This is a genomic window from Myxococcus xanthus (assembly GCF_006402735.1).
Taxonomy (GTDB): Bacteria; Myxococcota; Myxococcia; order Myxococcales; family Myxococcaceae; genus Myxococcus; species Myxococcus xanthus_A.
This window is the reverse complement of the sequence record NZ_CP017174.1, coordinates 266,454-283,517: the sequence shown is the minus strand read 5'-3', so window position 1 is coordinate 283,517 and position 17,064 is coordinate 266,454. Positions and strand designations below refer to the sequence as shown.

Annotated in this window: 16 protein-coding genes; 8 read left to right on the top strand and 8 right to left on the bottom strand. The window is 69.7% G+C overall.

What is annotated here, in order from left to right; genetic code table 11:
- Nucleotides 1-25: 25 nt before the first annotated feature.
- Nucleotides 26-1,378, bottom strand: a complete 1,353-nt coding sequence (locus tag BHS09_RS01160; RefSeq protein WP_174260478.1) for a hypothetical protein — start codon at nt 1,376-1,378, stop codon at nt 26-28.
- A gap of 100 nt (nt 1,379-1,478) precedes the next feature.
- On the bottom strand, nt 1,479-2,585 hold the full coding sequence (gene dnaN / locus BHS09_RS01155; RefSeq protein ID WP_140786693.1) for a DNA polymerase III subunit beta: 1,107 nt from the start codon (nt 2,583-2,585) through the stop codon (nt 1,479-1,481).
- 210 nt (nt 2,586-2,795) lie between these two features.
- On the opposite strand from dnaN, the gene BHS09_RS01150 reads away from it, so the two are divergent.
- Complete coding sequence (locus tag BHS09_RS01150; protein WP_140786692.1) at nt 2,796-3,257, top strand: DUF6748 domain-containing protein; 462 nt, start codon at nt 2,796-2,798, stop codon at nt 3,255-3,257.
- A 21-nt stretch (nt 3,258-3,278) separates the two neighbouring features.
- Here the strand turns inward: BHS09_RS01150 and BHS09_RS01145 are convergent, their stop codons facing one another.
- Genes BHS09_RS01145 through BHS09_RS01135 form a run of 3 tightly spaced genes read right to left on the bottom strand, consistent with a single transcriptional unit; the run spans nt 3,279 to nt 5,160 of the window.
- Complete coding sequence (locus tag BHS09_RS01145) at nt 3,279-3,887, bottom strand: peptidase (RefSeq protein WP_140796295.1); 609 nt, start codon at nt 3,885-3,887, stop codon at nt 3,279-3,281.
- On the bottom strand, nt 3,887-4,678 hold the full coding sequence (locus BHS09_RS01140) for an ActD-like protein (protein ID WP_140796949.1): 792 nt from the start codon (nt 4,676-4,678) through the stop codon (nt 3,887-3,889). Before BHS09_RS01140 ends, BHS09_RS01145 begins: the two co-directional genes overlap by 1 nt.
- The gene (locus BHS09_RS01135) at nt 4,675-5,160 is read right to left on the bottom strand and encodes an RNA polymerase sigma factor (RefSeq protein WP_026113921.1); all 486 of its coding nucleotides are present in this window, start codon (nt 5,158-5,160) and stop codon (nt 4,675-4,677) included. The genes BHS09_RS01140 and BHS09_RS01135 overlap by 4 nt, the downstream gene beginning before the upstream one ends.
- A 297-nt stretch (nt 5,161-5,457) precedes the next feature.
- Here BHS09_RS01135 and BHS09_RS01130 point away from each other — a divergent pair, with 297 nt between their 5' ends.
- Genes BHS09_RS01130 through BHS09_RS01115 form a run of 4 tightly spaced genes read left to right on the top strand, consistent with a single transcriptional unit; the run spans nt 5,458 to nt 10,399 of the window.
- Nucleotides 5,458-6,120 (top strand): cobalamin B12-binding domain-containing protein, encoded by a 663-nt coding sequence (locus BHS09_RS01130; protein ID WP_140800579.1) that lies wholly within the window; start codon nt 5,458-5,460, stop codon nt 6,118-6,120.
- A 7-nt stretch (nt 6,121-6,127) separates the two neighbouring features.
- The gene (locus tag BHS09_RS01125) at nt 6,128-6,832 is read left to right on the top strand and encodes a hypothetical protein (RefSeq protein ID WP_140786690.1); all 705 of its coding nucleotides are present in this window, start codon (nt 6,128-6,130) and stop codon (nt 6,830-6,832) included.
- On the top strand, nt 6,829-8,880 hold the full coding sequence (locus BHS09_RS01120) for a hybrid sensor histidine kinase/response regulator (RefSeq protein WP_140796948.1): 2,052 nt from the start codon (nt 6,829-6,831) through the stop codon (nt 8,878-8,880). Before BHS09_RS01125 ends, BHS09_RS01120 begins: the two co-directional genes overlap by 4 nt.
- Nucleotides 8,873-10,399, top strand: coding sequence for a response regulator (locus tag BHS09_RS01115; protein WP_140786688.1), 1,527 nt, complete (start codon nt 8,873-8,875; stop codon nt 10,397-10,399). The genes BHS09_RS01120 and BHS09_RS01115 overlap by 8 nt, the downstream gene beginning before the upstream one ends.
- 19 nt (nt 10,400-10,418) lie before the next feature.
- Here the strand turns inward: BHS09_RS01115 and BHS09_RS01110 are convergent, their stop codons facing one another.
- Complete coding sequence (locus BHS09_RS01110) at nt 10,419-10,787, bottom strand: helix-turn-helix transcriptional regulator (protein WP_140786687.1); 369 nt, start codon at nt 10,785-10,787, stop codon at nt 10,419-10,421.
- Nucleotides 10,788-11,271: 484 nt separating this feature from the next.
- On the opposite strand from BHS09_RS01110, the gene BHS09_RS01105 reads away from it, so the two are divergent.
- Nucleotides 11,272-12,903, top strand: a complete 1,632-nt coding sequence (locus tag BHS09_RS01105) for a methyl-accepting chemotaxis protein (protein WP_140786686.1) — start codon at nt 11,272-11,274, stop codon at nt 12,901-12,903.
- A gap of 15 nt (nt 12,904-12,918) precedes the next feature.
- Here BHS09_RS01105 and BHS09_RS39105 read toward each other — a convergent pair whose 3' ends face one another.
- Entirely contained in the window at nt 12,919-13,257 is a 339-nt protein-coding gene (locus tag BHS09_RS39105; RefSeq protein ID WP_237080123.1) for an ATP-binding protein, read from the bottom strand.
- Nucleotides 13,258-13,283: 26 nt separating this feature from the next.
- Nucleotides 13,284-14,801 carry an acyl-CoA synthetase gene (locus BHS09_RS01095; RefSeq protein ID WP_140796947.1) on the bottom strand — a complete coding sequence of 506 codons (1,518 nt, stop codon included), beginning with the start codon at nt 14,799-14,801 and terminating at the stop codon, nt 13,284-13,286.
- Nucleotides 14,802-15,059: 258 nt separating this feature from the next.
- On the opposite strand from BHS09_RS01095, the gene BHS09_RS01090 reads away from it, so the two are divergent.
- Both BHS09_RS01090 and BHS09_RS01085 read left to right on the top strand, forming a co-directional pair.
- On the top strand, nt 15,060-16,343 hold the full coding sequence (locus tag BHS09_RS01090) for a serine hydrolase (protein WP_237080122.1): 1,284 nt from the start codon (nt 15,060-15,062) through the stop codon (nt 16,341-16,343).
- A 111-nt stretch (nt 16,344-16,454) separates the two neighbouring features.
- Nucleotides 16,455-17,060 (top strand): hypothetical protein, encoded by a 606-nt coding sequence (locus tag BHS09_RS01085; protein WP_237080121.1) that lies wholly within the window; start codon nt 16,455-16,457, stop codon nt 17,058-17,060.
- Nucleotides 17,061-17,064 lie beyond the last annotated feature (4 nt).

Sequence of the window (17,064 nt, the reverse complement as noted above, 5' to 3'; positions counted from 1 at the left end):
CCGCCGTTGGCACCCGCGCCGCGGCCTAGCGCCCGCGCCACGCCGCAGCGCGGGCCGCATGCACCAGCGCGGGAAGGTCCTTCACGGCCGAGCCCGCGTCGGCCCCGATTTCCGCCGTGGGAACCCGCGCCCGCTCGGGAGAGAACAGGCGCGCGGGTGTCTGTCCCTGGCCGCGAAGGAGGATGAACAGCCGCAGCGCGTCCCGCAGCCGCTCCACGTCCTCGCCCTGCTCGCCTCGAGCCCGCTGCGCCGCGTTCCACAGCCGCGCCCACGCGGTCTCCTCATCCCACGTGCCCACGGGGCGCTCGCGAGACAGCGCCGCCAGCTGCGCGGCCAGCTCGAAGAGCCCGGCGCGCCCTTCGCCAAAAGCCTCGCAGGCCAGAAGCCGCACCTCCCCGGCCACCTCCACGCCCACGCCGCGCAGCCCTACGGACCCGCCCGTCCGCGAATCGTCGCCCCGAAGCCGCCTCGTGGGTGGCTGCGTGCCAGGCGCCTCGGGCGCGAACAGCCCCGGCCCGCCCAGCCGCGGCTCCGCGCCACACTCGGAACGCCCCTCGCGCGCGGCCAGCCACGCCAGCAGCGCCGGCACCTCGGCGTCCGCGGGCACCACCGGGGCCAGCCGCTCCTCCAACAAGGCGCGCAGCCGCGCCCAAGCCACGCCCCGCCAGAAGGCCACGTGCAGCAGCAGCTCCGGCCCGCTGCGAGGCACCCGCTGCGGCGCGCGCGACGCCCGGGCCAGCAGGAAGCCCTTCACCTGCCCCCGCGTGTCGAAGTGCTCAAGCCGCTGCCACAGCGCCGCCAGCGCCGTCTCCGCCAGCGGCAGCGCCCGCTGAAGCGCCTCCGCCTCCTCCACCGTGAAGGGCAGCACGCCTTCCGGCGCGGGACGCTTGAAGACGTGCTCGAACACCTCCGCGGCGGCGCACGCGGCGCGCAGCTCCGGCAGGTTGCGCGGCAACAGTTCCACCGCCCGTGCCCAGATGTGCCGCCCCAGGAGCGGCCCCGCCTCCAGCACCGTCTCTTCCAACTTCAGCAGCGCCTCGCCCAGCGTCGCGGGCCGGCCCTCCACGGGCAGCCGCTTGAAGGCCACGCGCCGCACGTCCTCCCGCAGGCGCTCCACCTCGCGCATCAGCTTCATGGGCGCGGCGCTCGCCGGCCACCCTTCCGCGGCGGCGCGGCGCTTCAGCGCGGCCAGGGTGGCGTCCACCTCCGGCTGCGTGCGCGCCACCTCCAGCAGCAGCTCAAACTGCGAGCGCACCCGCTCCTTCCAGAAGAAGGCCGCCAGCATGCCGCGCAGGGCGCGATAGCGAAGACGCGTGGCCTCCAGGAGGTCCGCGCGGTCCTCCAGCCGGGCGCGCAGGTTGTCCGGGTGCGTGGCCATGCCATCACCATAGGAAGGCACCGGCCGGGTGTCAGGCCCCCCAGGGGCCCGACGCGTCACGAGTGAACGGTGCGGGCCCTCTCAAGGGAGCCCACCCGACTCACACGCGCATGGGCATGACGACGGCGGTGAAGCTCCGGTCGCCGGGGGCATGGAGCACGCCCGGGCTGTGCTCGTCACCCAGCTCGAAGGAGACCTCGTCCGTCTCCGTCACGGCGAGCACATCCATCAGGTAGCGCGCGTTGAAGCCGATGGTGATGCCGTTGCCGCGGTAGGCCAGCTCCAGCACGTCCTTGGCCTCGCCCAGGTCCGGGTTGCTCGCCGTGATGATGAGCTGGTTCTCCTCCAGGCCGATGCGGACCGCGTTGCTCTTGTCCGCCGACAGCAGGGCGATGCGCTTGAGGCTCTCCAGCAGGCGCACCTTGGGCACCAGGACGACCTTCTCCCCTTCCTTGGGGATGACGCGCTGGTACTCCGGGAACTGGCCGTCGATGAGGCGCATCACCATGGTGAGGCCCGGCTTCTTGAACAGCGCCGAGTTCTCCGCGAAGCCCAGGTGGCACTCCGCGTCCGGCGCCTCATCCAGCAGGCGCTTGAGCTCCATCAGGCCCTTGCGGGGGATGATGACGCCGCTCTTGAGCTTGAAGTCGCCCGGCAGCTCGCGCTCCACCAGCGCCAGCCGGTGACCGTCGGTGGCCACCATGCGGACCTTGCCGGTGGACTGGGGCTCGAAGAAGACGCCGTTGAGGATGTAGCGCGTCTCGTCGCTGGAGATGGCGAACTGCGTCTTCTTGATCATCTCCAGCAGCGTGTTGCCCCCCACCTGCACCAGGGGCGCGCTCTCTTCCTTCGGCAGCTTGGGGTACTCCTCGGCCGCCATGCCCACGATCTTGAAGTGGGCCGAGCCGCTGGAGATGTCCACGTAGTTGTTGGCCAGCTTCTTCAGCGTGACCTGCGCGTCCGGGAGGTTCTGGACGATGTCGAAGACGTACTTGGCGCTCAGCGTGACGGCGCCCGTCTTGATGACCTCGGCCGGGTGCTCGGACACGACGCCGATGTCCAGGTCAAACGCGGTGACGGTGATGCCGCCCTTGTTCGCGGTGACGAGCACGTTCGCCAGGATGGGCATCGTCGTCTTGCGCTCCACGATGCCCTGGGCGCGGTAGAGGGCCTTCTTCAGCTCGTCGGCGGCGATGCGGAATTCCATCGGAGGGCGTCCTTACGGGTCTCGGCCGCGAAGGCCGATCTACGAGGCCGGATGTAGCCCCTGCACTCCAGTCCGTCAACGAACCCTGAGCGACGTGGGAGCAGCAATGTCCACCTGCAACTGACCGCCAGTCACCAATTCGCGAGACAGACTGGCCCCTGGCGGCGAGCCGGAGCACACTGGCGCCTCTTTCCTCCCCTGGAGCCCGTCATGAACCGCCGCTCGCTGGTGCTCGCCGCCCTTGTCCTTGGCTTCGTCTCCGGATGTAGCAAGCCGCCCGCCGCGACGTCCTCGCCACCGGCGAGCGAGAATGGAACCCCCTCCAGCGAGAACGGAACGCCCACCATGACCCCACCGCCCAGCAATGATTCCCAGCCCAAGCAGGGTGAGAGCGCCGTCTACATCGTCAAGGACAGTGGCGTGCGCTGCTTCGCCCCGCCCTGCCCCACCTACAACGCCTTCCCGGTGGACAAGCCAGACGCGGAGCCCATCCCCGTGCACGAACTGGAGCTGTCCGCGGTGACGAAGGGCTCGGACGAGCAGACGGGTGCCTTGATCCGCAAGACGCTGGACGGCACCGGGCTCAAGATTCAGGGCACGTTGGAGACGCGACCCAACGCGGGCCCCGCGGGCGCGGCCACCGTCCTGCGCGCCAGCAAGGTGGAGAACTGAAAACACCCTTCCGGGCGGGCCTCAGATGTGGAGGCCCACCTGGATGCCGGGCCAGTGCTGGAGGCGTTGATCCGGCTCCGGGTTGCGCTCCCGGAAGGACAGCCGGGTGATGGAGTCGAAGTCCGACGCGCCCCAGGAGAACCACGCGTTGTAGGTGGGCCCGGCGAACACGGCCAGGCGGGGCATGAGTTGGAAGCCCAGCATCAACCGGACCTGCCCCAGCACGTTGCCACCGTCGCCCTCCAGCGGGTTGCGCACCGGCTGGACGGCGCCGCCCGTCACGTCCAGGTCCACCCAGAGCCGCTGGGACAGCGTCATGTGGCCGCCCACGCCCGCCGCGAAGCTGAAGCGCGCGTCGCGGCCCGGCTCCAGGCCCGCCATCAGCGTGAAGTAGACGGCCCCGCCGCCCAGCTTCACCCCCATGTTGGCGACCTGGATGTCGCTCAACCAGAACTCCATGTGGGTGGAGCCCCGGCGCAGCCCTCTCGAGGAGGACTCGGAGACATCCTCCCCCGGCTGCTGGGCGAAGGCCCCCCGCTCGCTCATCAGCGAAAGGCGGGGTGCGTACTGGGACTCAGCGGTGGCCGTCCCCGCCCACAGCCCGAATGCGAGGAGCGCAAAGGATTTCATCACTCCTGCTTTTCCAGCGTGAGGGAGGCCTGCGTCAAGTTCCCGGGCAATGACAGAGGTGCCGAGGAGGCGTCGGGATTTCCAGACAGTGCCTCCGCGGCGGCCAGCACCACCGCCACGTCGAAGGGCGCATCGGACGAAACGAAGAAGAAGCGCTCGAAACCCGGGGCATCGTCCAGCTCGTAGGCGCGCGGCAACACCTGCGTTCCCGACGGAACCAGGGCCATGGACCGGGAGCCCTCATCCGGCGCGTGGAGGGTGACGGCGCCGTTGCCATCCAGGGAGACGATGACGCCATGCGAGCGGCCCGAGGCGATGTACGCCACCTGCACCACGTCACCCGCGGCGGCGGCGGCCCCGTCGGCGAGCCGCTCCGGGCGGGAGGTGGACTGCCGGTGGATGACGAGCTGCGGCGCCAGCCCCTTGATGCGCGTGACCTCCCGGGTGTCCCCCGGGGCCGTGCCGTACCCGGTTTCCGAGGAAGGCAGGGCCACCATGACCAGCGCCACCGCGGCGAGCGCCGGCACCAGGCCCCACGCGGGCGACAGGCGGAAGGCCGGGCGGGGCGCATCCCGCCGGGCCGCGCGCGCTTCCACTTCGCGGGCCACCCGGGCGGGCGGCAGCGCCTCCAGCGTGGCGCGCGTGTCGGACTCCAGCGCAGCGAGCCGGGCCAGGCCGTCGGGTTCCTCGGCCAGCCGGGCGCGGGCGGCGGCCAGCTCCGCGGGCGGCAGCTCGCCCAGGGCGATTCGTTCCAGCAACCAATCCGGGGTGCGGTGGTGGGCGGATGTCATGCGGCCTCCAGCTCCAGCTCTTGCAGCACTGCCGTCAGCGCCCGCAGGCGCTTGCGCACGCCGGACACGGACAGCCCCACTTCGCGGGCCGTCTCCTCCAGCGTCATCCCATCCACCAGGTGCAGCACCGCGATGTCCTGACTGGACGCGGGCACCCGGCCGAAGAGGCGGTCCAACAGGCCGCGCGCGGCGGTGCGGGACTCGGTGTCGTCGGCGGAGGCAATCTGCAGCACCAGTTCGTCCTCCCGGTCCTCCGGGCGCCGCTTCGCGCCGCGCAGCCTGTTGAGACACACCGTGGTGGCAATCCGGTGCAACAGGCTCGACGGCGCCGCGTCCTTCAGCGCGCCCTGGTAGCGCAGCAACTGCACGAACACGTCGTGCATGGCGTCCACGGCCTTCTCCTCGTCACGCAAGAGGAAGCGGCAGCGCCGGAGCACCTGGGGGCCATAGCGCCGGTAGTAGGCCTCCACATCGATTGACACCGCTCGCTCGCCTCCCTCGGTTGCCGCGGACAGGGAAACACCGCGGCCTCGGAGAACTGTCACTCGGACTTTTCAGTCCCGTGTTTCCTGGGGACTTATCGGGAATCAGCGCGGCGTCCCTGTACCCAGGTACAATGCCACCGCCTGATTCGGTAAAAGCTACAAGCAAGCAGGCACGCGAGTGCGTGAAAGAAGGGCCGGGCACTGTCAGGTTGGCGATGAAATCGGGGCCAGTTCGCTGTAACTGAGAAACACAACCCCGATACGTTGTCCCTCGCCCTCCCCTCCACGGCGCCCGTGCTCACCTCCAACGACTCCGCCCTGACGGGCCTGCTGAACGCGTATCTCGCAGCGCAGCTCGCCGGGAACCGGCGTGAGGCGTTGCGGCTGCTCGTGGACGAGGGACTGCTCCGGGGCGTTCCTCTCCAGACGCTGCACCTGGAGGTCATCCAGCCCGCCCAGTATGAAATCGGCAGGCTGTGGCAGGAGAACGTCATCTCCGTGGCGCAGGAGCACCTGGCGACCGCCGTCTCCCAGCTCGCGCTCGCGCACCTGTACCGGCACCTGCCCAGGGATCCGTTCAACGGCAAGGTCGTCCTCGTCTCCTGCGTCCAGGGCGAGCTGCATGAAGTGGGTGCGCGCATGTCCAGCGACTTCCTGGAGATGGCCGGCTTCGACGTGCGCTTCCTGGGCGCCAACGTTCCACCGGAGCACCTGGCCCGCATGACGAACGAGCTTCGTCCGGACCTGGTCGCCCTTTCCGTGACGATGACGTACCACCTGCCCGCGCTCCGCGAAGCCGTGGCGCACGTGCGCAAGACACTCCCCGATGTCTCCATCGCCGTGGGCGGCCTGGCCTTCAACTGGGCACCCGGGCTGGAGGAGGAGCTGGGCGTGAACTTCTTCGGCAAGGACGCGCGGGAGTTCGTCGCGTCCGCCTGCCGGGTCCTGGGAGTCTGAAAGCACCATGGAGAGCGTGAGCAAGAGCGTGGAAGCACGGGCGGACCGGCTGGCCACCGCCTCTCAGGAGGCGCTCTATCAGGACCCCTTCTGGGCCGCCCGCTACGGCCTGGAGCGCGCGCAGCGCTTCGGTGACGAGGACGCGCGCTTCCACATCCGCTACCTGGTGCAGGCCCTGGACGAACACCTCCCCTCTGTCCTGGAGGGCTACGCCCGCTGGCTGCGCACCCTGCTGGTGTCGCGCGGCATGTGCTCGCGCCATCTGGACCGGCACTTCGCCGGGCTGACCGCCGCGCTGGAAGCGGAAGGCTGGGGCCCCGGGAGCGAACCCCACGACTACGTGGGCGCCGCGCGACAGGCCCTTCGCTACCAGGAGGGTCCGGCCCGCCTGCTGGAAGAGGAGGCGCCCGAGCTCGCACGCGCCGCCACGGCGCGCCTCACGCTCTACATCATCCCCGAGGACCAGCCCCGTCTGGAGGAAGAGCTCCAGTTGCAGCTGTCCTACGTGGCCGACGCGCTCGCCGCCGGGAAGTCCGACCTGTTGGGCGACCATGTGCGCTGGTACGCCGGCTTCTGGCCGAGGCGCGGATTTGGCCTCCTGGCATTTCCCAGTGTGCTGGGCATGTTGAAGTCCGTGCTGGGCTCACGTCACCCCGAAGCACGGGCACTCCTCGCCGAAGCGGGGGTGTCCTGGGAGGAGACTCGTTCATGAGGCATCCCGCCTCCGCCGAGCCGCCGTTCTTCGACGACCTCAGCCGCGAGGTCGCCCTGGCCTGCGACGCGGGCGGCACCCTCACCTGGGTGGACGCCCGCGCCCGGAACGCCCTCGCCGCCGAACCCGGACAGCCGCTGCGTGGGCTGGCGGCCCAGGGCACCGAAGAGAAGGTGGACCGGCTGCTGGTCCGGGCGCGCGACGAGAAGGTGGAGGGCTGGGAGCTCATCCTCTGCCGGGACCAGGTGCCCGCGACGTTCGCCTTCCGCGCCCGGCCCCATGACGGAGGCGTGCTGCTGGTGGGCAGCCTGGTGCCGGAGGACTACGGCAGCGCGCTCGATCGGGTGAGCACCACCCTGAGCGAGCTGTCCGCGCTCCACCGCGAAACGGAGCGCCAGCAGCGCGAGCTCAAGCGCCGCGCGGACGAACTGGCCCGCCTCAACAGCGAGCTGGAGGAGTCCAACCGCGGCGTGCGCAGCCTCCACGCCGCGCTGGATGAGAAGGCCGAAAGCCTCCAGCTGGCCGCGGAAATCAAGAGCCGCGTGGTGACCAACGTCAGCCACGAGTTCCGCACCCCGCTGCACTCCATCCTCGGCCTGTCGAAGGTGCTGCTCAACCCCATCAACGGCGCCCTGAGCGGCGAGCAGGAGAAGCAGGTCCAGTTCATCCGCAACTCCGCGGAGGCCCTCTTCGAGCTGGTGAATGACCTGCTGGACCTCTCCAAGATGGAGGCCGGCAAGGCGGCGCTGCGCCACAGCCGCTTCGTGGTGCGCGACCTGCTCAGCGCGCTGCGCGGCATGATGAAACCGCTCTTGCCGCCTGGCGTGCCCGTGGCGCTGCGGTTGGTGGAGCCAGACGCGCCGCTGGAGCTGGAGACGGACGAGTCCCGGCTGAGCCAGGTGCTGCGCAACCTGGTGTCCAACGCGCTGAAGTTCACCGAGTCCGGCCACGTCACGGTGTCAGCGGCGCCCGGCCCCCGGGACACGGTGGTCTTCACCGTGCAGGACACGGGCATTGGCATCGCGCCGGAGCACCACGAGCGCATCTTCGAGGAGTTCTCGCAGGTGGAGAGCCACCTGCAACGCAAGGCGAAGGGCACCGGCCTGGGCCTGCCGCTGGCTCGCCGGCTGACGGAGCTCCTGGGCGGCACGCTCACCGTGAAGAGCGCGCTGGGACAGGGCGCCACGTTCACCGTCACCCTCCCGCGCGTCCACATGGAGGTCACGGAGATGACCGGCCTGACGGAGCGCAGCGCGCACCTGGACCCCAGCCGGGCGCCGGTGCTGGTGCTGGAGGACGACCGGCAGACGCTCTTCCTCTACGAGAAGTACCTGGCGCGCTCCGGCTTCCAGGTGCTGCCGGTGCGCAGCACGGATGAGGCCCGGCGCGTGCTGGAGCGCGTGCGCCCCGCCGCCATGGTGCTGGACGTCATGCTGGAGGGCGAGACGAGCTGGGGCTTCCTGGCGGACATGAAGAACAACGAGGCCACCCGCGACATCCCCATCCTGGTGGTGACGGTGACGGACCGCGAGCAGAAGGCCCGCGCGCTGGGCGCCGACGAGTTCTGGCTCAAACCGGTGGACGAGGCGCGGCTGCAACGCAAGCTGCAAGCCATGGCCCGCACCGGTCCGGTGGAGCGCATCCTCATCATCGACGACGATGATGTGCACCGCTACCTGCTCAAGCAGCTCCTCAAGGACATGCCCTACGTCCTGCTGGAGGCGGCTGGCGGCAAGGAAGGCGTCCAACTGGCGCGGGAGAAGTCCCCGCACCTCATCTTCCTGGACTTCGTGCTGCCGGACATCACCGCCTTCGACGTGCTGGACGAGCTGAAGGCGGACCCGCGCACGCGTGACGTTCCCGTCATCCTCCACACCTCGCACGAGCTGAAAGAGGCCGAGCGCTCGCGGCTGGCGAAGGAGACGGCCGCCATCCTCGCCAAGCACACGCTGAGCCGCGAGGTGGCCATCACCCGCATCCGGGACGCCCTGTCCAAGGCCGGCCTGGGCTCCCAAGCGTTGATGCAGGAGACAAGCCGCCGTGGTTGAGCCCCGTCTGGCCACCGTCCTCAACGTCAACGACGACGACGCCAACCGCTACCTCATCAACCGGCTGCTCTCGCTGGCGGGCTACAACGTGCTGGAGGCGGCCACCGGCATGGGCGCGTTGCTGATGGCGCAGCAACACCGCCCGGACGTCGTCATCCTCGACGTGAAGCTGCCGGACATCAGCGGCTACGAGGTCTGCGAGCGGCTGCGCGCCAATCCCCAGACCGCGGCCATGGCGGTGCTGCACACCTCCGCCACCTTCGTCACCTCCGACAAGAAGGTGCGCGGCCTGGACGGCGGCGCGGACGCCTACCTCACGCAGCCCTTCGAGGGCGCGGAGCTCATCGCCACGGTGAAGTCGCTGTTGCGCCTGCGCCACGCGGAGCAGGTGGCGCGCAACCGCGCCAACGAGCTGGCGGAGATGGACCGCCGCAAGGACGAGTTCCTGGCCATGCTGGGGCACGAGTTGCGTAACCCGCTGGCCGCCATCATGACAGCCATTGGCATCCTGGAGCGCAGGCCCGCCAGCGATGACAAGGAAGCGCGGATGCGCGGCATCATCCAGCGCCAGACGACCCACCTGGCGCGGCTGGTGGATGACCTGCTCGACGTCAGCCGCATCACCCGCGACAAGGTGGAGCTGCGCCCTGGCCCCGTGGACCTGGTGCCCGTGCTGCGGCAGGTGCTCCAACTCGTGCAGCCCATGGCGGATTCGCGTGGGTTGGGCCTGGACGTCTCGCTGCCTTCCGGTCCGCTCTGGCTGCAGGCGGATGCCACGCGGTTGGAGCAGGTCTTCACCAACCTGCTCGACAACGCCATCAAGTACACCGACACGGGTTGCGTCCACCTGCACGTGGAACAGGAAGGCGTGGACGGCTCGGCCCAAGCGGTGGTGCGGGTGAAGGACTCTGGTATCGGCATCCCGCCGGAGGTGCTGCCGCGCATCTTCGAGCTGTTCGCGCAGGCGGACACCTCGCTGGAGCGCTCGCGCGGCGGCCTGGGCATTGGCCTGACGCTGGTGCGCAAGCTGGTCCAGCTCCACGGCGGCGAGGTGACGGCGCGAAGCAACGGCCCCGGCCACGGCAGCGAGTTCGTGGTGAAGCTGCCCCTGGACCCCACGATGGTCGAGCCCGCGCCCGCGCGCAACGCGGTGGACCTCCGCCGCGGTCGGCGCGTCCTGGTGGTGGAGGACAACTCGGACGCGCGTCAGGCCATGCACGACCTGCTGGAGCTGTGGGGCCACCAGGTGGCGGTGGCGCCGGACGGCCTCCAGGGCGTGGCGCTCGCGGTGGCGCAGCCGCCCGAGCTGGCGCTGGTGGACATCGGCCTGCCAGGGTTGGACGGCTACCGGGTGGCGCAGACGCTGCGTGCCCAGGTGGGCAACGGCATCCGGCTGGTGGCCATGACGGGCTATGGCGGCCCCGAGGGACGGGACCAGGCACTGCGCGCCGGGTTCGACCGGCATCTGGTCAAGCCCGTGAAGCCTGACGAGCTGGACCGAATCCTCTCCGAGCTGTGAGGGATTGAAGCGACAGAGGTCAGCGGCGGTTCAACGCGTTGGCCACCAGCCCCAAGAGCTTCACCTTCGCGGGCTCCAGCGGACGCACGGTGCGCAGCAGGCGCCGCACCTCGGGGCGCTCCTGCGGAGAGGTGGGCGCCTCGCCGGGGCGCGCGACACCGTTGAGGGCGTTCGCCGACAGTCCCAGGAGCTCATCCGCGGAGACGTGCAGCTCGTGGCACAGCTTCAGCAGCGTCTGCACGCTGGGCAGCATCCCGCCGCGCTCGAGGCGCCCGTAGACCTCGGTGGCCACATCGATACGCTCAGCCACGTCCGCCTGGGTGAGCTCCAGGCGGGTGCGAGCAACGCGCGCGGCAGCTCCGATTGTGGTTGCGAGTTTCTTGTCCATGCCTTACCGACCCGGAACGTTTGGCCGCTGGCATAGGACGTATGGGGGCAGACAGACAGAACTTGCCGGGTCAGTCTCCAATTGTTCACCCATAGGGTTGCTGTGCACGCGGTGGACTTCGCGAGTCCATCCACGACGCGCGGCCGATGCCTTTTCTCGACGGAAAACGTCGAGTGAGAAGCCTCCGCATGCCTTCCGGACCCATGCAGTCACCTGGGTCGCAGGAGGACCTGATACGTTGTGCGGCGACTTTCCTACGGTTCCGTCGAGTCCTGCACGCTGTCCCGCCCTCTAGGGTTGGTTCATGTTTTCAACGTGTGCAGAAGCGGTTCACCACGCTTCATATCTATCTGGAAATACAGGACTTGGTGAATCCCAGGAGACCTCACCGGGTGTGCGAACCCTCGGCAGGACTGATACCGGGGGTATTTCCAGACTCAGGTGAACGAGCGCGGTGACGATGCGGCGGATACGCTGAGGGCTGATGGCGGTCGGCCGGAATTTGCTGGTGAAGCTGTGCGTGGCGATGGGCGTGGTGGCGCTGCCGCTGCTCGTCGTCATCCTGGGGTTCGTCTTGCCGCAGCTGCGGGAGCAGCTTCGCGAGGACCGCATCCTGGGACTGAGGCAGGCGGTGGAGACGGCCTACGGCGTGTTGGAGGTCTACGAGGCCCGTGAGCGGTCGGGCGCGCTGACGCGACAGGAGGCCCAGGCGCAGGCCGCTGCGCTGCTGGAGCAGCTGCGCTACTCGCAGGTGGAGTACTTCTGGGTCAACGACCTGGACACGCGGCTCGTCATGCATCCGCACCTGCCGGACATGCTGGGCAAGGACCTGAAGGGCTACCGCGACGTGCGCGGCAAGCCGGTGTTCGTGGACATCGTCACGCTGGCGCGAGCCCAGGGTCAGGGCGCGGTGTCCTACGAAGCCACGCGGCCGGGCTCGCCGGAGGCCATTCCGAAGGAGAGCTACGTGAAGCTCTTCGCACCCTGGGGGTGGGTGCTGGGCACGGGCGTGTACGTGGAGGACATCGAGCGCGCGGTGGCGGCGGTGCGCCAGCGCATCCTCCTGGCGGTGGGCGGCGCGCTGGCGCTCGCGCTGCTGGCCGGCGCATATCTGTCGCGCCGGGTGGTGCGGCCGGTGCGGGAGCTGGCGCAGGCGGCGCACCGGGTGGCGCGCGGTGATTTGGAGACCCGGGTGGAGGTGCGCTCCGCGGACGAGGTGGGCCAGTTGGCGGCGGCCTTCAACACCATGGTGGCGGGACTGCGCGAGGTGGTGGCGGCGCTGGTGGATGCGGCGGGCGCCACGGCGACAGACGCGGAGCGCATTCGAGCCTCCGCGGATGCGTTGTCGGTGACGACGCGGGAGCAGTCGGACTCGCTCCAGCGCGCGGCGCAGACGGTGCAGGGCATGAGCGCGCGGGTGTCGCAGGGAGCGGAGGCGGCGCGCACGGCGGCGAAGACGGCGGCGGACAACGGACAGGTGGCGCGCGAGGGTGGCGCGGCGGTGGGCCAGGCGCTGCGGAAGATGGCGGAAATCGTGGAGGTGGTGGAGGGCTCGGCGCGGACGGTGGAGCGGTTGCAGGCCTCTGGCCGGGTGACGGCGGAGATGTTGCGGCTCATCCAGCAGGTGGCGGAGGAGACGCAGCTCTTGGCGGTGAACACCGCGATTGAAGCGGCGCGCGCGGGCCAGCACGGCAAGGGCTTCGCGGTGGTGGCCGGCGAGGTGCGCAAACTGGCGAACCGGACGCGGGATGCCGCGGGGCAGGTGCAGACGCTGCTGAGCCGGAGCGAGGCGGACACGCGGGCGGCCGCGGACCTGATGCGCCAGGGCACCACGGCGGTGCAGGAAGGGCTGGGCCTGTCCTCGGCGGCGGGCGACGCGCTGTCGCGGCTGCTCGCTGGTGTGAATGAGATTGGTGGCAAGGTGGAGCGGATGGCGGACGAAAACACGCGCCAGTCCGCGTCTGGGGAGAGCATCGCCGGGAGCATCCAGGCGCTCTCGGTGCGCTCGACGGAGTCGGTGGCTGGCGTGCAGCAGATCGCCCGCTCCGTGGAAGACCTGCGGGCACGGGCGTCCAAGCTGAAGGAGTTGGCCGGGCGCTTCACGGCGCGGGGGTGAGCCGCGCGCGGCACGCTACCCGTGAGCCGTCGGCAGTGTGATTCGCACGGTGGTCCCCACGCCAGACTGGCGCTCCAGCACCAGGGCACCGCCGTGCGCGTCCACGATGCGCCGGGCCAGCGCGAGCCACAAACCCACGCCCCCGGTCCTGAGCGCGCGGCTGAGGTCCGTGCGGAAGAACGGCGTGCCGATACGCGACATGTCCGCCGCGTCGATGCCGAGGCCATGCGCACCGTCATGGAACAGGCACGGACCGTCTTCCAGGAACTGGAGGCCAACGACACCCAGGCCCGTGAGGAAGCCCAGCGGCACCGGGCGGCCCGGAACGAACGGATGCGCAGCCGACAGGGACACGGGCCTGGGGAGGACTTGTGGGCAACTCAGGGCGTGCCGTGCGCGGCACCGAGCGTGCGCCGGTCGACCTTGCCGGCGGAGGTCCTCGGCAGGGCTTCCACGAAACGAATCGACTTCGGCGTCTTGTAGCGAGCGAGCCGTCCGTCGCAGAAGCGCAACAGTGCCTCCGCCGAAGGCGAAGTGCCCGGCCGCGCGACGACGAGCGCGCGCGGCGTCTCCCCCCACTTGGAGTCCGCCACGCCGATGACGGCGACCTCGGCCACGTCGGGATGCCCCGCGAGGACGCTCTCCACTTCCGACGGGTAGATGTTCTCACCGCCGGAGATGATGAGGTCCTTGCTGCGGCCCACGATGCGGAAGCATCCCTCCGCGTCCCGCGTCGCCAGGTCGCCGGTGTGTAGCCAGCCGTCCGCGAAGGTGCGGGCGGTGTCCTCCGGACGGCGCCAGTAGCCCGCGCACAGGTGGGGGCCTCGCAAGAGCAGCTCGCCCACGTCGCCCGGCTGCGTCTCACCGTCGATGCGGGCCTCGACGTGGAACAGGGGCACGCCCACCGCCCCCGGCTTGCGGCGCACGTCTTCCGGCGGAAGCCAGAAGTTGTTGGGGCCCGCCTCGGTGAGGCCATACCCCGTCTTGAAGTCCATGCCCCGAGCGAAGAAGCGCTCGAAGACGGGGGCTGGGCAGGGCGCGCCGCCGCTGATGACCAGCTTGAGGCGTGACAGGTCCACGGCATCGAAGCGCGGGTGGCGCTGCATCTCGATGAACATGGTGGGAACGCCGAAGAAGAGACTCACCACGCCCCGCTGCACGAGGTCGAACACGCCCTCCACATCGAAGCTCCGGCACACCACCGATGCGCCGCCGACGTAGGCCAGCGGCGCGGTGAAGACGCTGAGTCCTCCGGCATGGAACAACGGTGCGTTGAGGATTGCCACGTCATCGGCGGTCAGGCCCCAGCCCATCACCGTGTTCACCGCGTTGGCGGTGATGGAGCGGTGCGTGAGCACCGCGGCCTTCGGCAGACCGGTGCTTCCGCCCGTGTAGCAGAGCACCCATGGGGCATCCTCCTCCAGCTCCAGCGGAGGAAGGGACACGTCCGTCTGCGTGTCGCGCTCGGAGAAGGCCCGCTCACCCGGTCCTGGAGCCTCGAGGCAGAGCCAGTGGCGCACGAAGGACGCGCCAGGCCGCACGGCCTCCACCTGGGCACGGAACTCCGGCCCGAAGACGAACACGGCGGGCTCTGCATCCGCGAGCAGCCCACCCAGCTCCGCGGCACTCAGCCGCCAATTGAGAGGCTGAAGGATGGCGCCCAGCTTCGCGCACGCGAAGAAGAGGTCGAGGAACTCGACGCAGTTGTAGGCGAGCACGGCGACACGGTCCCCTCGCCCCACGCCCAGCCCCCAGTGGAGGAAGGCGGCGGTACGCGAAGCCGCATCGTTCCATTCACGAAAGGAGATGCGTCGCTCGCCATGGTCGGCGTCGATGAGGGCGGTACGCTCAGGAGCCAGCGCGGCACGCCGGGCCAGCCAGTCATGGACGATGGGCATGGTATCCACGCTAGCTGAACCCGGCGGCATCGCGCCCGGCACATGAGCGGGAAGCGGGCAAGCAACCCACCTCACCGTCACCTCCCCCCATTCGGAGGGCCACACGACATGCAGCCCCCATCCCGCCCATCACTGCTCGTCGCAATGTTCCTCCTGCTGTGTGCGGAAGCAGGAGCCGCATCCACACGGCTGCCGCGCGCCGAACGCACACGCCGCGCCAAAGCCTCCGCCACTCTGGAGCAGTCACTCCTCGCGGCCGTGCGGGACACAGGCTTTGACCAGGTGCTCGACTTCAAGCGCGGCGGTGCGCGCATCGCCCACGCGCCCTACGTCGACGTCGCCGTCATCGAACTGGATGCCCGGAGCCGTCCCACGGCCGCCGCCAACGTGCTGCTGTCGCGCGACTACCCAGCTGGCGCCATCGTCCCCATCGACGTCGAAACGCTGGGCACCACGGCAGTGCGTTACACAGCGTGGAATCTGGACCGCTGGGACAGCGGCGCCCATGAGGCCCTCCCCACGGAGGCCCTGGTCCCCGGACGAGACAAAGCGCCGCTCCGCTTCATGGCGCCCTACCCCGCCTCGCTCTTCAAGCTGCTCATCGCCTTTCGCGTCCTCCGGTGGGTGGACCAGGGTCAGCTCACGTTGGACCAGCCCTGGCGCTTCCTCCGAGACACCGAGGACAAGGGCACGCGCCCGATACGTGACTGGCTGGAGCCGATGGTGACCGAATCGGACAACACCGCCACCGAGGCACTGGTGAAGCTGCTCCACGAGCAAGGCGCAATGGCGGGCCTCAACGCGGAGCTGGCGGCGCTGGGCCTGGACACACTGCAAATCCACGGCACCTCCCCGGTGACTGGCCGGAGCTGGAACCCCGGCCAGATTCACATGACGGCGTTGGATACCGCGCGGCTGTTGCTGCTCATCGAAGGAGGCCCTGGCGTCCTCTGGCGCACCGCCTCGGGCCGCGAGGTGACGGCGAAGGAACTCTCTGGCCCGTCCAGAGCCCACCTCCAATCCCTGCTCGCCGAACAGGCACTGCACGAAGCGCTGTCATCCACGCTGCTGTGCGGGGACGCCCGCGCGAAGCCAGGCATCCCCGCGTCAGTCCCAACGCGATGGGTGAACTCCGAGGACGGAACGGTGACGGCGGCGGAGACCGCCTTCGGCCGGGACACGCGCCCTTGCAACGCGGCGGCGGAGGTCACATTCCTCCACAAGACAGGGCTGACGGAGAACTACGGCAGCGACGGCGGCATCGTCCGCTCCCTGCCCGGCAAACCCTGGCGCCGATACATTGTCGTGTTCATGTCCAACCTGGGCTACCGCTACTACGACGAGAAAGTGGCCGACGCGGCTGACTTCGCGAAGGGCGAAGACGGCTTCCCTTACGTCAGCACGTCCATCAGCTACACGCAGCGAATCCCCGCGTTGGGCCGCCGAATCGACGCGATGATGCAGGAGCGCCAACGCGCACGTCCCCGGAGTCCTCCCGCGAAGGACGCGGTTCCCCAACAGGCGCCTCGGCCCGCTCGATAGAAAGAATGGGGCTTTCGACCGTGCCGTCGCGTGCTTGATAGCATGTGCCGGGACACACGCAGCACGGCCTGAATGTGCGTCATCCCAGGCACACAGAAAGTCGTCACGAACATGCTCGCGCACCACAACACCCAGCTCGTTGCATTGAGCCCTGCGCCGTCGACCCTCGCCGAGGGCGCCACGCCACCGTGGCCGCCTCCACCGCTGCGCGTTCAGCCGAAGCCGCCCGCGCATTATCAAGGGACCACGAACGCCATCATCATCGGCATCGGCCTTCCGTTACTGGGCGCCTACGCCCTCTACGAAAACGAGCGCGCCGTGGCCATGGTGGGCTTCATCGGAGGACTGTTGGCGTGGAGCTTCGCCGCGCTCCGGTTCAACCAGGAGCGCAAGACCCGCCAGAACAACCAGGCCGAGCACGTCGAACACGTGCGCCGCGCCATCCTGACGTGGGCGCGCATCACGGATTCGGCCATCGTGGAGCAGGTGCCTAACAACGACGGCCGCATCACTCACTACCTGCTCGACCTCCACGTCACCCCGTGGCACCCGTCCCACCCAGCGCCGCGACAGGTTCCCCTCCGGTTGAGAGTCCCAGTGGCGCACGGCCCCCATGTGGTGCCGGGCGCGTACCTCGGCGTGCTCTCCGACCCGGAGGCGGCATGGGTCGTCCCGCAGAGCCTCCTCACCCTGCAGGGCGCGCAGCTCCCCCTCTGAAGCA